Origin of the sequence: Fibrella forsythiae, from assembly GCF_017353175.1 — a bacterium.
Classification (GTDB): Bacteria; Bacteroidota; Bacteroidia; order Cytophagales; family Spirosomataceae; genus Fibrella; species Fibrella forsythiae.
Window position 1 is genome coordinate 384,139 of the sequence record NZ_JAFMYW010000004.1, and the last position, 14,137, is coordinate 398,275.

13 protein-coding genes are annotated in these 14,137 nt (G+C 52.4%); 5 read left to right on the plus strand and 8 right to left on the minus strand.

What is annotated here, in order from left to right; translation table 11 throughout:
- Positions 1 to 56 precede the first annotated feature (56 nt).
- Genes lipB through J2I46_RS15740 form a run of 4 tightly spaced genes read right to left on the minus strand, consistent with a single transcriptional unit; the run spans position 57 to position 3,967 of the window.
- A complete protein-coding gene (gene lipB, locus J2I46_RS15725; RefSeq protein ID WP_207329990.1) occupies positions 57 to 770 on the minus strand; it encodes a lipoyl(octanoyl) transferase LipB in 714 nt (237 codons plus the stop codon).
- A 57-nt stretch (positions 771 to 827) separates the two neighbouring features.
- Positions 828 to 1,805 carry a CPBP family glutamic-type intramembrane protease gene (locus J2I46_RS15730; RefSeq protein ID WP_207329991.1) on the minus strand — a complete coding sequence of 326 codons (978 nt, stop codon included), beginning with the start codon at positions 1,803 to 1,805 and terminating at the stop codon, positions 828 to 830.
- A 45-nt stretch (positions 1,806 to 1,850) separates the two neighbouring features.
- Positions 1,851 to 3,527, minus strand: a complete 1,677-nt coding sequence (locus J2I46_RS15735) for a glycerol-3-phosphate dehydrogenase/oxidase (protein ID WP_207329992.1) — start codon at positions 3,525 to 3,527, stop codon at positions 1,851 to 1,853.
- Positions 3,524 to 3,967: a sterol desaturase family protein gene (locus tag J2I46_RS15740; RefSeq protein ID WP_207329993.1), complete on the minus strand. Its 444-nt coding sequence runs from the start codon at positions 3,965 to 3,967 to the stop codon at positions 3,524 to 3,526. The genes J2I46_RS15735 and J2I46_RS15740 overlap by 4 nt, the downstream gene beginning before the upstream one ends.
- A gap of 193 nt (positions 3,968 to 4,160) precedes the next feature.
- Here J2I46_RS15740 and J2I46_RS15745 point away from each other — a divergent pair, with 193 nt between their 5' ends.
- Positions 4,161 to 4,802, plus strand: a complete 642-nt coding sequence (locus J2I46_RS15745; protein ID WP_229379783.1) for an AlbA family DNA-binding domain-containing protein — start codon at positions 4,161 to 4,163, stop codon at positions 4,800 to 4,802.
- A 6-nt stretch (positions 4,803 to 4,808) separates the two neighbouring features.
- Here the strand turns inward: J2I46_RS15745 and J2I46_RS15750 are convergent, their stop codons facing one another.
- Together J2I46_RS15750 and J2I46_RS15755 are read right to left on the minus strand one after the other, a co-directional pair.
- Positions 4,809 to 5,585 (minus strand): hypothetical protein, encoded by a 777-nt coding sequence (locus J2I46_RS15750; RefSeq protein WP_229379784.1) that lies wholly within the window; start codon positions 5,583 to 5,585, stop codon positions 4,809 to 4,811.
- A 4-nt stretch (positions 5,586 to 5,589) separates the two neighbouring features.
- Positions 5,590 to 6,612, minus strand: a complete 1,023-nt coding sequence (locus J2I46_RS15755; protein ID WP_207329995.1) for a lysylphosphatidylglycerol synthase transmembrane domain-containing protein — start codon at positions 6,610 to 6,612, stop codon at positions 5,590 to 5,592.
- 252 nt (positions 6,613 to 6,864) lie between these two features.
- On the opposite strand from J2I46_RS15755, the gene J2I46_RS15760 reads away from it, so the two are divergent.
- The 4 genes from J2I46_RS15760 to J2I46_RS15775 all read left to right on the plus strand — a co-directional run bounded on the left by J2I46_RS15760 (position 6,865) and on the right by J2I46_RS15775 (position 11,367).
- The gene (locus J2I46_RS15760) at positions 6,865 to 8,988 is read left to right on the plus strand and encodes a DUF7657 domain-containing protein (protein WP_207329996.1); all 2,124 of its coding nucleotides are present in this window, start codon (positions 6,865 to 6,867) and stop codon (positions 8,986 to 8,988) included.
- Between the two features lie 94 nt (positions 8,989 to 9,082).
- A complete protein-coding gene (locus J2I46_RS15765; RefSeq protein WP_207329997.1) occupies positions 9,083 to 9,808 on the plus strand; it encodes a glycosyltransferase family 2 protein in 726 nt (241 codons plus the stop codon).
- Positions 9,809 to 9,919: 111 nt separating this feature from the next.
- Positions 9,920 to 10,318, plus strand: coding sequence for a DUF2304 domain-containing protein (locus tag J2I46_RS15770; RefSeq protein WP_207329998.1), 399 nt, complete (start codon positions 9,920 to 9,922; stop codon positions 10,316 to 10,318).
- Complete coding sequence (locus J2I46_RS15775) at positions 10,315 to 11,367, plus strand: glycosyltransferase family 2 protein (protein ID WP_310589041.1); 1,053 nt, start codon at positions 10,315 to 10,317, stop codon at positions 11,365 to 11,367. Before J2I46_RS15770 ends, J2I46_RS15775 begins: the two co-directional genes overlap by 4 nt.
- Here J2I46_RS15775 and J2I46_RS15780 read toward each other — a convergent pair.
- Together J2I46_RS15780 and J2I46_RS15785 are read right to left on the minus strand one after the other, a co-directional pair.
- On the minus strand, positions 11,349 to 12,530 hold the full coding sequence (locus J2I46_RS15780) for a glycosyltransferase family 4 protein (RefSeq protein WP_207329999.1): 1,182 nt from the start codon (positions 12,528 to 12,530) through the stop codon (positions 11,349 to 11,351). The genes J2I46_RS15775 and J2I46_RS15780 overlap by 19 nt on opposite strands.
- Before the next feature lie 141 nt (positions 12,531 to 12,671).
- Positions 12,672 to 13,712, minus strand: a complete 1,041-nt coding sequence (locus J2I46_RS15785) for a glycosyltransferase family 2 protein (protein WP_207330000.1) — start codon at positions 13,710 to 13,712, stop codon at positions 12,672 to 12,674.
- Between the last annotated feature and the right edge of the window lie 425 nt (positions 13,713 to 14,137).

Genomic DNA, 14,137 nt, shown 5'->3' on the forward strand with positions numbered 1-14,137 from the left:
AACAAAGCTTTTCCGTATCTGCACCCCTCTCAGCAGGAGAGGGGCCGGGGGTGAGGTTATATCGTCATGTCAAACAAATTAACCAGGTGCCGCTGCACGTGTTGGGCTACTTCGGCCACAGGAACCGGGTGGCCTAGCTCCTGCTGCATAGATGTCACGGCTTTGTCAGCAATGCCACAGGGAACAATATGGCCAAAATAACTCAAGTCGGTATTCACGTTTAAGGCAAAACCGTGCATCGTTACCCAACGGCTCGCCTTAACGCCCATTGCACAGATCTTGCGCGGGCCTTTGTCATCGTCGAGCCATACACCTGTCAGGCCGTCGATACGGCCGGCATTGATACCGTAGTCATTCACGGTCAGTATAATGGCTTCTTCCAATAACCGCATGTAGCGGTGAATGTCGGTAAAAAAATTATCCAGATCCAGAATGGGGTAGCCTACCAACTGCCCGGGACCGTGGTAGGTAATATCGCCGCCCCGATTGATGCGGTGATAGGTGGCGCCAATCTGCTTCAGAAACTCATCGTTGGCCAGCAAGTGGCTTTCGTGTCCGCTTTTCCCGAGGGTATACACGTGCGGGTGTTCGCAGAAAAGCAGGTAGTTGGGCGTCGGCTGCTGCTCGTCGGGCACGAGCTGACGGTTGGCAATCTTGATAGCAACGGTATCGGCAAACACACGTTCCTGCTCGTCCCAGGCGGTTTGGTAGTCGATCAGGCCAAGGTCGCGGACGGTTACTGATTTGTTCTGAAGCGTAGTGATACTCATTACAACTAGAACACGCTGAGGCGGTAAGGGGTTCAGCGGTGCATCCGTTCGGTGTCGCTACATCTTCTGCCAAAACGCAGCGGCTTCCATGAGCCAGGCAATGCCGATATGGATGAACAGACCGCCCCAGATGCTTCGCGTAGAGAGAGCCAAAACACCCAGAATATAGCCACCGAACAGGGACGAGACGGTTTCGCCTACCGGCCGACCAAAATGAATGGTAGCGTACCAGACAATCATCGGCAACACAGGTCCGGGTTTCGATAAATTCGACCAACTTATTCCTGACGTGGGTACGTTCTGTTGCAGGATGCGGCTTAGACCGATGACTAGAAAACCCCGGAAGAGCAGTTCCGTTGGCACGAAATCCCAGCCGTAGGCCAGTTCGTAGCCTAGGGCGGTCACCCACTCAGGTACGTTCAGCAGGGTATGCGCGCTGGTATCCCGGTAGGTGGGGTATGATTGCAGGAAGTCGGGTTGGAACGAAGCGTATAGGATAATCGGCACCATCAGGGCTAGCAACGTAGCATAGACCAGCAGACCTTTCCTTTTGGGCTGCATGCCGTAAAACCCGTTCGCTGACTTATCGATTAGCAGGTAGTACAGCCCCAGTGGCAGCACGATGGTGAATAGCGAGTGCACGTTCGCCAGTATCTTATACACGTAAACGTATAGGCCGAAATCGGGGAAGCGTGCCTGCGCCCAGTCGGAATAGGCAATAAACCCAGCGTAGTACGAATAAGCGATCAGCGCCACGAGTGTATGCAGCCAGAACCAACGGTTTCGCCAGATATCGCGTCGGTTGTGAAACATGCTCCAGAGCCAGAACGCACCATAATAGGCAGTGGTGTACATACCGAAATACCAGACTGGCCGCCAGGGACTATACGGTTGCCAGTCGATCAGGCCATTCTCCACACGAAACTGGTAATTGATGGTGATCAACAAGCCCACCCACAAGGCCGTTGCGAGGTACAGACCGAGCTTAAAATCTGCCCGCAGGTAAGCACGTATGTCCCGGAGAAGTTCGGTCATGTATGTGGGTATGTTATTTTGTTGCTTCGCGAGCGAAGCAACACATCAATTTCCTACCACTGATCCCACTTTTCCCGTCGCCTTTTCCATCAACCCCTCAATATGCGCCCGGAAGCTAGCCATTGCCTGTTCCTGCTGTTCGGGCGTCCAGTTACGTTCAATAGCTAGTAGGCTGGCGGTGACGGGCAAGGCTTCCAACGTGGCTTTCCAGTCGATGAGGCCGAGGCGGATACGGCGCATCAGCACGTCGGGCAGGGTTTGGGCCATTTCGGTGCGGGCGGCATAGATCACCTCGGCTTGAATGAACGGGTGACCAGCAGCCAATCGGGTTAACCAGTCAGCTTCTTCGCGCAGGAGGCGCAATACATTCAGGGCATCGGTGCCGTATGTGTTGGCCAGATGGTCGAGCACATCGGCGGGGTATTCGGGGTAACTATCCGTCAGGTGCTGGCGGTACTTACGGTTGTAGCCCTCCGCCCCCTGCAACAGCAGGGTCTCTGTCTGGCAGGGAGGCACGGTGCCAAGAATCTGGCAACAGGCATCAACAGTTTCCTGCGCCATCAGGCGGTAGGTTGTCCATTTGCCGCCCATGATGCTGACCAGGCCCGACGTTGGGTCGATCTCCACTTCATGATCACGCACCAGCGATTGGCTCGACGCATTCGGATCGGCCTGTAGCAAGGGACGCAAACCAGCGAAGCCACCGGTCAGGGCATCAACAGAGACAGGATCTTTCACGTACTGATTCACGTGATCGAGTAGGTACGTTGCTTCGTCGGGGAGTAGCGCAGGTACGTCGGTCGGGTCGGCTTCGGTGTCAGTGGTGCCGATGAGCCATTGGCCGCGCCATGGAATGGCAAAGAGCACGCGGCCATCTTTCGTTTTCGGTACCAACAGGGCGGCGGGTTCGGTTTGCCCCTCGGCAACGGGCAGGGCTGAACCAGCCAGTACCGCATGAGCCCCTTTGCTGGCCCGCATTCTAACGCCCTGCTGGTTGTTCGCACCCTGCCGAATGGCATCGGCGCGCGTTCCAGTGGCGTTGATGAACACCTTGGCATTTACAGAAAACTGGTTTCCCGTCAGCTTATCAACGACCTCGACCGCTGTGATTTTTCCGGCGGAATCAGTACTTACTTTTTCAACAAAGACGTGATTTGCTACTACTGCCCCTTTAGCTGCTGCCGTTTGCACCAGACTCAGGTTCAGGCGAATATCATCGAACTGACCATCATAATACATCACCGCGCTATGCAGCTTGTTGGGGTCGAACGCGGGGAAGTGGCGTAGTGCATTGGCTTTGCTAAGCCAACGACTAGGCGCCATACGTCGACTGCCGGCCAAGAGATCATAAATTTTCAGACCAATGGCGTAATAAGCGCCTTCAATCAGATTGTTCACCGGCGTTAGCAGAGCCAACGGATGACACAGGTGCGGCGCAATGTGCAGCAACGTCCGGCGTTCATGGAGTGCTTTTCTAACCAGCGATAACTGTTTAGGGTCGAATGTCTTAACGGCCTGCTCCAGGTAGCGCACCCCACCATGCACGAGCTTGGTCGACGTACCTGACGTAGCAGCACCGAAATCATCTGCCTCGAGCAAGGCTACGCGCAGGCCTCGGCTGGCAGCGTCAACCGCACAACCTGCTCCTGATGCCCCCGCGCCAATGATACAGATGTCGAACGCGTCAGATTTCAGTCGGGCGAGGGTAGCTGAACGATTCATTTTTTATCGTATTTCCTGGGCGCATACAAAAACCCGAAGGCTTCGGCTCCTTCGCGGGTGTGTACCTTGTGGTGTACGTAATGCGCCCGCATGATCCGTAGCAGGTACGGGTTGGTTGTTTTGAAGCTAATCTTAATCCGCCGATGTACGATCACATCGTGGAAAACGAAGTAGCCAATACCGTAGAGCGTAACGCCCGCCGCAATGGGCGCCAGAAACCACAATGACGGTATTTCAAGGCCGGCAATAAACAGGCCAACAGCTACGCCGCTGAACAATACGCTGAACAGGTCGTTCACTTCAAAAAAACCTTTATGCGCATTATGATGCGAGTGGTGCCAGTTCCACATAATACCGTGCATAATGTACTTGTGCGTGAACCAGGCCACCCCTTCCATAGTGATCAGGGTAGCAAGAGCGATGGCAACGTTTAGGAGCATTTTTGCGTTTATAAAGTAATCGCGTTTGGTTGGATAACGACCGTTGGCCTTGAAAAGTTGGCGAACTATCCAGCGGCTAAGTTAAGCATTAGTGAAACCGCGGCGGCGGACCGATTGCTATTCCGCTTGGAGGTTGTACATTTAGGTGTGATCGTAACGCATCATGGTGGGCAGATCGAGTACTGACTATAAAATGCTCAAGGAACTGGTTCGCCGGGGAGAAGGGCATTCGCTTGAGTTTAAACTCAAGACAAATCATCCCGAAAAAATTGTTCGGGAAATCGTAGCGTTCGCCAATACAGACGGCGGCACGCTCCTGATCGGTGTCGGCGATGATGGTACCATTCCGGGCCTCAAATACGCCGACGAAGACGAGTATCTGCTCGTTCGGGCCATCGAGAAATTCTGCTTTCCGGCTATCCAGTACACTCTCGAACGCATTCCGCTCCACGACGAGCGTGAGGTGTTGCTGTTCCGGATTCCGCGCAGCCCGAACCGCCCCCACTATGTACTTCCCGACCCGGCCGACCCCGAGAACCGGAAGGTTTATGTGCGTGTGGCCGACAAATCGGTGCAGGCCAGCAAAGAGGTGCGGGAGATCATGAAAGGTGAACGGGCCGACCGAAACGTGCGCTTTACCTACGGCGACAAAGAGCGGGTGTTAATGAACCATCTCGGCCAGAACACCTCCATCACGGTCGATGCCTTTGCCATGCTGGCCAACATCCCCCGGAAGATCGCCTCCCGAACGCTTGTGCTTCTGGTGCTGGCCAACGTACTGGATATTCACCCCAGCGACGTCATGGATAAATATACTACGAAGTTGGTGCTGTAGTATTCGTTACTCTACCACCTCGGCGGCGCCCATTGTGTCGAAAAGGGTATGCCAGTACCGGGTAACGGTAGGGTTGTTTTCTTTGGCCGATGCCGTAGCAGCAAAGGGTAATACCAGCCGGATCGTGGGCGAACCAATCACGTATTGGGCCGATAATTTCTTGGCGTCGGTTTTGGCCCATTCGTCGGCCTGTTCGTTGCTGGCGGGGGGCGTTTTGTGAAAATCGCGGCGGCCGGGAGCGTTCATGCTTTCGACCATATCGCTCAGGTAGTAGGCACGCACCTGCTTACCTGATTCATCGGCCCGGGCCAGCACGTCGAGGCTACCCCACAGATCGGTATGCTGGTTGGAGAGATCAGTGTTGGGCTGGTCGAGCTTGGTCAGCACCTGCCGCTGCAGGGTGGTCTGCTCGCGGGTGAGTTGCAGTTCGTAGTCCGACTGGGCGGCTTCGCGATCGGTGGGGCTGGCTCCTTCCGAGTCGGGGAGTTGGGTACGGGCCGTCAGCGAGAGCGCGCGGGCTTTGGCCGTATTATCGTGCACGTAATACACCACCACCTTATCACCCTTCTGATGCACATTTTCGGCAATGGCTTCCCGAATGACGCGTTCATAGGTTGCCCGTGCTTCTGACAGGCTGTTGTTACTCAAGCTTTTGTCGATAAAGAACAGCGTGTAGCTTGGCTCGTCGGCAACCGCCCGGGTACGTTCCTTTTTGTCGGAACAAGCTGTTAGAAAGAGCAGGAGCAAAAAGATGATACGAGGCATAGGCAGCGTCTTATTCATAAACCTATAAGGTTTTAGACACCTTATAGGTTTGCCTGCCACGCAGAAAACGCAGGGCGGCCAGAAAACCCAGCGCACTGAACATCAGATTGACCACCGTAATAACGGCGTGCGAAAACGTGGCCCAGACCGTGCCCGCCAGAATAGGCAACCCGTAGGCCACCAACCCACGACTTGCCAGAAAATGATACGAACCAATGCTCGCCTGCGTAGGAATGGTCAGGCTACCGAGGGAGGTCAGGGCAAAAACGGTTAACGCTGCCGAGTTGGGCAGTGTTTCGGTGACAGGTAAAGCACGGAAAAGAGCCGTCAGCACTACCAGCGATAGGCTGTGAATGAAAAATGTGGTCAGCCAGTACAGCGATGGGCTATCCACGATCCGGATACTCAGTAGCCCGCGCCGGAAACCATTGACCCGTTCGCGCACCTTGAAACGCGTGGACAGTCGTTGCACTGAGGCTCGCTTCGCCAGAGTTTTCAGTCCCCGGATTCCAAGGAAGACAGACAAAAAAAAGGCTATGGCAACGCCTATCCATTGCCCTGTTGTCATAGCCAGTAACCAGGCTGGTGGTTGCATATACTGGCGTACGTAAGCCAACAACCGGCCCGATTCGAGCAGGATAGTCAGGGTCAGAAGCACAGCCGTTGCCAGCAGATCGACCAATCGTTCGGTAATAATCGAGCCTACGCTTTCTGTGATCGGTACTTTGTCGCTTCGTTGAAGCAGCGTGCAGCGAAGCAACTCACCCGAACCCGGAATAATCAGGCCCGAGGCGCTGCCCGCCAACATAGCCGACATGGCCCGCCCTGTCGAGGGGGTATAGCCGAGGCCCTGTAGCAACATCCGCCAGCGAACGGCGCGTAGTAACGTCTGAAGGCCCATAACCAGCGCGGTAACGGTGATCCAGAGGGGCGATGCTTTGTAGAGTTGATCGAGCAGGCTGGCCAGGGGCATTCCCCGTAGCGCGTAGGCCAGCAATGCAAACGCCAAAACGATGGGCAAAAGCTGTTTAAGCGTCTTTTTCATGGAGACAGATTGAGTTGGCACAGCCTTTGATGCGGGGACATTATAACCGGCTTAAGGGGTCGAAAATAACAGGTCGACTGGAATCCCCTACCGCCAAAATTGGTAAATTTGTCTGATTAGGCTACACTGTTAACAGGCCATGTCCTCATTAAGTGATCAGTAAACCACACTGGCATTTAGCGTAACCAGGGCTTGATGAGTAATTAACAGTGCAGTGGAATGCAATTTTAGTGCCCGACCCATACTGAACTAATGAGTAAAAAAGGCAAAAAACCAGCCGATTCTCCGGCGACTGAACGTCCACGTCCTATCGCGTCTACTGTGGCGCCGCCTCCAGCGCGGTCTGCTCCTGTAACTTCGGCCTCTTCTCCACCTACGGCACCACCCAAACCAACGCAAGCCGCCCCTCCCGATGCGCTAATCTGGTTCGATAAGCGTGTAAAAATTACGCTGGGTGTGTTTGTGGGCATTTTTTTACTCTTTGTGCTCTTCAAATGGCACTATATATCGCTGCCCGCCTGGAACGAAATTCTGCCAGATGGTGGCCCTGCTAAACGCGGCTTGGTAGCTGGTACACCAAAACGTATTCGAATGGACGATTATGCCGTGGGAGCTCCCTGGATTTTGTCTAACGCCAATACCGGGTTTAAAACCGAAAACGAAGCAGTTGGCGGCCTGAAAACACCCCTTCTAACGTTACCGGTAAAGCATCCGATTATAATTTTCAAAATAGGCTATTGGGGCTTTATGTTTCTCGATGTAGAGCGTGGGTACTCCTGGATGTATAACAGTAGCCCGCTCATTTTGCTGTTGGGTACGTTTTTGTTCTTTTTACTGGTTTCCAAAAACCAATACTGGCTTTCACTGACAGGAGCGCTTACATTATTTCTATCGTCGGGCACAGTACGGTGGTCATTCATTCCGTCTTCGATGATTGGTTATTGTGGGCTGGCATTTGTAGGGGCAGTATATCTACTTCGCAGCACGAATCCCAAAGTGTATATTCCCGTTGCCTTCGGGCTTATCTGGATTATCGTTTCATTCGCCATCACCCTTTACCCTCCTTACCAGATCCCGATGGCTTACCTCTTCATCTTTCTGCTAATTGGGTACGTCCTTAATGAACGAAAACTGGTGTTCCCCCCCAAATCAGTACTCGTTAAACTTATCAGTCTGGCAGGAGCACTGTTAGTAGCCGGTTTTGTAGCCTATCTATTCAAGAGTGACGTTGATGAGACAGTTAAAGCCGTGAGCGGTACGGTGTATCCTGGCAAGCGCAGTGAAACAGGCGGTACAGGCTTTATTGCCAACTGGTATTCAGAATACTACAGTTGGTTTTTTGACGATCAGCAATTCCCGAAAGGCTGGTTGAACATCTGCGAACTATCTCATTACCTGAACTTTGTTCCTGTCGTTAGTCCGTTGGCAATTGCACTATTTGCCTTCACCCGCCGCATTGACTGGATGCTGGTTGGCGCGATGGCTTTTGTGGTGTTGATGTGGCTCTGGATGGAAGTAGGTTATCCGGAAGCCATCGCCAAAGCTACGCTGATGAGTATGGTGCCTACCCGGCGCGGCCAGATTCCGATGGGTGTAGGAGGTATCGTGTTGCTGTTTCTCTACCTCGCCGCCCTTCGCAACGTGAGTCTTAGCGACCTCAAACAGGCTATTCCCGTCTGGTTTACGCCTGTAGCCATCGTTGGTATCGTGGCTTTCGTTGTTTATACAGCCTACGTGAACATCAATGATGCAGAGGGCATGCTTCGGACAGACCAGACGTTTATGCCAGTGCTATTCTTCATCCTGATGAATGGGCTTCTGCTATTTTCGCTAAATATTCGGTATCGCATGGCGCTGTTCTGTGGCGGCATTATTCTGTTCCTGCTGCCGAACCTGAAGGCTAACCCCCTGTCGAAAGGACTTACGCCACTGACGGAGAACCTTGTTTACCAGAACGTAAAAACGTTGGTCGATAAAGACCCCGACGCCCGCTGGATTGTCAACGGTAGTCAGTTCGTCACCTACATGGTAACGGCAACTGGCGCGAAACAGATTACGGGCGTGAAGTACATTCCGAATCGCAAGCAGATTTTCAGCGTGCTGGACCCTACTATGAAGCGCGATTCGGCCTATAACCGCTACGCCCACGTAACGTTCCAGACGTACATCAACGGCGCGCAGGGCGACACCACGATCCTGGCCCAGCAGTATGAAGACGGGTACGTAATTGCAGGAGATCCGTGTTCGCCGAAGTTCAAAAAACTGAACGTCAAATACATGCTCTACGACCACGCGCCGCAGATTCCGTATGAGGTACGTTGCATGAAGAAAGCCGTTGAACTGGGATCAATGACCATCTACGAACGAATCGACTAAAACGATTTTACTGTTTACCGTTGCGCTGCTAGTCAGCCACAAGGTTCATCAGCGGAGCAACGGTAAATAGCAAACTGTAAACAGTAAACTGATTTTGAAGATTCTCATCGTCATACCATGTTTCAACGAGCAGGCTGCTATTGCTGAGGTAGTGCGCACGATTCAGCGGACAACCCGCCAGCAGGGCTTCGATGCCGACGTGCTGGTGGTAAACGATTGCTCGACCGATAAGTCGATCCAGATCATCCGGACGCTGGGCTGCCTATACCTCGACTTGCCGGTGAATCTGGGCATTGGCGGGGCCATGCACGCGGGCTACAAGTATGCCTATCGGCACGGCTACGATGTGGCCGTTCAGATGGATGGCGATGGTCAGCATCCGGCCAATGAACTGTCGAAGATTCTGACGCCGCTGTTGCAGGATAAGGCAGACGTGGTGATTGGCTCACGTTTTATCACAGGTGAAGGGTTTCAATCGTCGCTGACCCGACGGCTGGGTATCAAATATTTCCGCTGGCTAAATCAGTTTTTGATCGGGCAAACGATTCACGACAGCACGTCGGGTTTCCGGGCATTCAACCGAAAAACACTGGCCGTTGTCGAGCGTTATTATCCCGACGAATACCCTGAACCAGAAGCTATTGTGCAGTTTGGCCTATATGGGTTACGCATGATGGAAGTGCCAGTACTGATGCAGGAACGGCAGGGTGGTGTATCGAGCATCAACAGCAGCCGCGCCGTTTACTACATGGCTAAAGTATCGCTCGGCATTCTGTTCATTTACCTGCGTTTGCGGGGAAAGGGACTGAAGGCAGTTTAACAAGTTTACAGCTTTCTGTTTACTGCGGTCCGCCGCTGCGGTGCCCTGCACAAGCCTGCATCTTTGGAGAAGCAACGTAACAGAAAACTGTAAACAGTAAACTTTTTAAAAATGGGAGGTCTATCATTTGTCATTCAGCTAGTCAGCATAGTCGGCGCGTCGATCTTCATGATCATGATCTTCCGGCTGATCATCAAAGGGCGGCTGCGTGAAGAGTATTCCATCGTCTGGATTCTCTGCACGCTGATCCTGATCGTGTTTTCGATCTGGCGGAAAGGGCTGGAACAGATTTCGCTCTGGCTAGGCGTTTATTACCCGCCATCGCTAATCTTTCTGGCGGCCATATTCGCCATTATTGTGTTCCTGGTTCACCTCTCAGTGGTCAATTCCAAGCTGCAAAGTCAGATCAAAACGCTGACACACGAAATGGCCTACCTCAAACAGGCGCTTCAGCAAGTAGAACTTAATGCTAAAGCACCGACAACTGAAACGGTTGAGGAAGTTGAGTGATAAATGTACCTATTGTGCCCATCGATCTGACAATCATCATTGTTTCCTACGCTAGTCTGACTGACCTGCAACGGTGCCTGCCATCAATTCTGCGCCAACAGGTCTCGTTTAGGTTTCAGCTTGTTATTGTCGACAATCACGGGCAGGATGGGGTTGCTCCGTTTGTTAAACGGGATTACCCAGACATTATGTTGCTGTCAAATCCGGCCAATACAGGCTACGCCGGGGGTAATAACCTGGGACTAAGGCATAGTGAAGGGCAGTGGGTGCTGTTTCTTAACCCTGACACCGAGCTCCATACGGGGGTGTTGCAACAGCTATTCCAAACAGCGCAGGCCCATCCGCGGGCGCTGATCAACCCCAAGCTGGTTAATTCGGATATGGTGACTATCAATGCCTGTGGCAATCAGATGCAGTATACAGGTATCACCACCTGCCGTGGTCTGAACAAACCCAGTTCAACCTATACCGGATTGACCGCTGTACCTCTTCTATCGGGGGCTGCTCTCTTGGCTCCGACTGCCATTGTGCGCGAGTTGGGCGGGTTCGATGAAACTTATTTCATGTACTTCGAAGACGCCGATCTGTCGTTGCGAGCGAGGCTACAGGGTTTCTTATTGTTATGCGACCAAGAGGCAGTGATCACACATTTTTACCGGCTTGGTATGAATCCAAACAAGTTCTACTACCTCGAACGCAACCGGCTGCTTACCCTCCGTAAAGTGCTGAGCCAACGTACCTGGCAGCAATTAATACCCGCCCTCCTGTTGACCGAACTGTTGACCTGGGGGTTTGCTCTACGTGGCCTAGCCTATCTGAAAAGCCGGTTCAGGACTTATAGATGGCTCTGGCATCACCGCCGGAGCATCGGGCAGCAGCATCTTGCTCTTCAACAGACCCGGCAGATAACCGACACACAGCTCATGGCGGGGGCTACCCTTAGTATCCCATTCGAGCAACTGGTACCACCCCCAATAAGCCAGTTCGCCAGAGCAGTTCTCTCGCCTCTCTACCGGATTCTGAAGCCCCGTCAGATAGTTACCGATTGATGCATCAGCAGCTCGCAAAAATCGTGGGTGTTTTTATCCCAGGAAAATTCGTCAGCCCGCGCAATAGCTCCTGCCGACAGGTTGCGCCAATAGGATTCATCGCCCAGTAGTTTTTTTAGCTGGCGCGCCAGATCGTCGATGTTACCAGGCTGGAAATACAAGCCCGACACACCATTCACGACGGTTTCGCCCGTGCCACCCGACCCCGTCACGACTGCCGGCGTGCCGCAGGCCATTGCCTCAACGGGAGCCAGCCCAAACGCTTCATTGTGGGCAGCATGCACAACCACCCGGCTACTGCCCAGCAGAGTCCGCAACTGATCGTTGGTAAAGTAGGTATCAATAATCGTCACTGACTCCTGGAGGCCCAACTCTTCGACCAGGTGTATCAGATTCGCTTTTTCTTCTCCTTTGCCTTTAATCACCAGAGTTGCCTGCTGAAATTGAGGATCTTGTTTCAACAGAGCCAGTGCACGAATGACCCAGTCAGCATTCTTGAACCTGGTCAACGTACCCATAATCACAATCTGGGGCAACCGCAGGAGTTCTGGATCATAGAAAACGTCATGACTGATACCGCAGTAAATCCGCGTCAGGGTCGCCCTGTTTGTGGTCGGGTACACACGCAGTAGCTCCTGCTTCGTGAAGTCAGAGATGGCTACCGTATGGTCTGTATGCGGGTAGAGCTGTTTTTCAATGAATTGAAGCAATGGCTTGAAAAGAATCAGTCCCCAGCGCATGTAGAAGGGCTTCACCGATTTGGTCCAGTCGGGATTGTAGATAAACGCGGATGGCTCGAAACAGTAAAAAACATGGAAGACCCTGGGATTAATGTATTTGTATAGCCACCCCCACCAAACTGCCGGAAAAGCGCCTGACACCACTATGTTCGCTCCGGTCTGGCGAATAGCCCGCTGAACCTTCCGGTAGATGAAGGGGAAAAAGAGCCAGAACCAGAGCGACGACGAAATGGGCCCTCCTACGTCGACGAACCGGACCCCTGCTTCTCTGGCAGTGGCCGTGATAGCCAGGTCAGAACGCGACGATATAACCGAAACATCCCACCCTTTCCGGGCCATCCGCTTACAGATTTCCAACAGCAGAATCGTTGACCCAACAGCCAGCGTAAGGTGAGGCTGGAGAAACGCAATTCGTTTATTCATAGTAAGCAAAGCATCAACATTGTGCGTATGGAACTGAAAGTAACTGGCGTACAAACACCGTATTTGTCAAGTAGGAACCTTGCCGTTTTCCACCTAACCATCGATAAATAAGGTCGTAAAAAATGGCCAATCCATTTAACCCTAAAATGGCCGCTTAACGAGTTTCTGAATCTGCAAAAACAGGGTATAGATTCCGTTCAGCGCGGGTTTTGTCAGATTAGCCTGTGGGCTGCCCAATAAAAATGCAACGAGTTTAGTAAACGTAGACGGCGGATGAACCTTTTCGGAAACAATAGTCAATGCCCTATTAGCCTCTTCAGGTGTACATCCGCCTGTAAAGAAATCGATAAGGGCCGCTAACTCCCAGCGACGAGCCTGATAACTCCGCCACTCGGCCATCGTTTCCGGTATCAGATAACTCCGTAATATGGGCGAATCCTGAACCAGACCAAGATATTGGCCCGCATCAACGATATTCTTTATCAGCCTGTTACCCCCCAGTTTGCCATCCTTGGCTGTCCATATTCTGAACTTACCGACGGGCTCGTCAACATACAAAACGTTTCCAGCTTCGTGTGCTTTGAGCAGTAACGCTACATCAAATCCGTAGGTGATATGGCCATCTAACACATCGCGGCAGTGTAGGTACGTGTCGCGACGAATCATACCGCCCGGAATCCAGGCGAAAAAAGGCCGTGCCCGAACGAGTTCATTCAATGATTCGGCAGGTGTTCGCAGGGCCGTTGGCTTGCGGTTGTAATAAAATTTTATCTGGTTCAGATCACGAAAATCAACGCTGGCCAGTTCGCCATACGCCACTACGGCACTGTTGTCAGCCGGGAGGTTCGCAACCAGTGTTTCCACACAAGTTGGGTACAGGTAGTCGTCGGAGCAGAGGTACAGGATCCATCCGCCCCGAGCCTGATCGGCGGCAAATTGAAAATGCTCAACCATGGGTAAAAACCGGTCTGGCCGAACTACACGCAGGCGGGTGTCTGTCTGTGTAGCTAGCCAGGCGGGTGTTTCGTTGGTCGAGTGATTATCAGAAACCAGAATCTCAACGGAATCATAGGTTTGCGCCAATGCACTTGCCAATGCTTCCTGAAAGTAAGTCAGTTGCTGGTTGTACAGTGGAATGACAATACTGACTACTGGTTTACTCAATTCTTCTTCAACTCCCATTCATTAGCAAGTATATGTACTTGTGCTTATAATTACCTGATCATTCGCACCTATGTCGATTTGAATAATAATCGACAATACGACTCTGATACCGAATGCATAGGCTCGCCCATTATCCTGAACTACGAGATAAGAACCCACGCCCCACAGGCTTCTATTCAAAACGGCCTATGGTCAATGCAGGCTGTCTGGTCGTGTAACAGATTACCAACCAGCCTTGAATCGGCTTTGGTGAGGCACACGGTAACAATACCGAATAGCTATGTCGCTCAGGCAAAGTCGGTTCTTTATCAGGCAGGTGGACTTCTAGTGGTTCCACCAACGGGAAAGCTCAAGCTCTACTCTATTCCTTAGAAAGCCGTTTCTGTACTCATAAACGGGGCGTTCTTTTTGCCTGGGCCAACGAGTTTGTGCCGCTGTTGTTA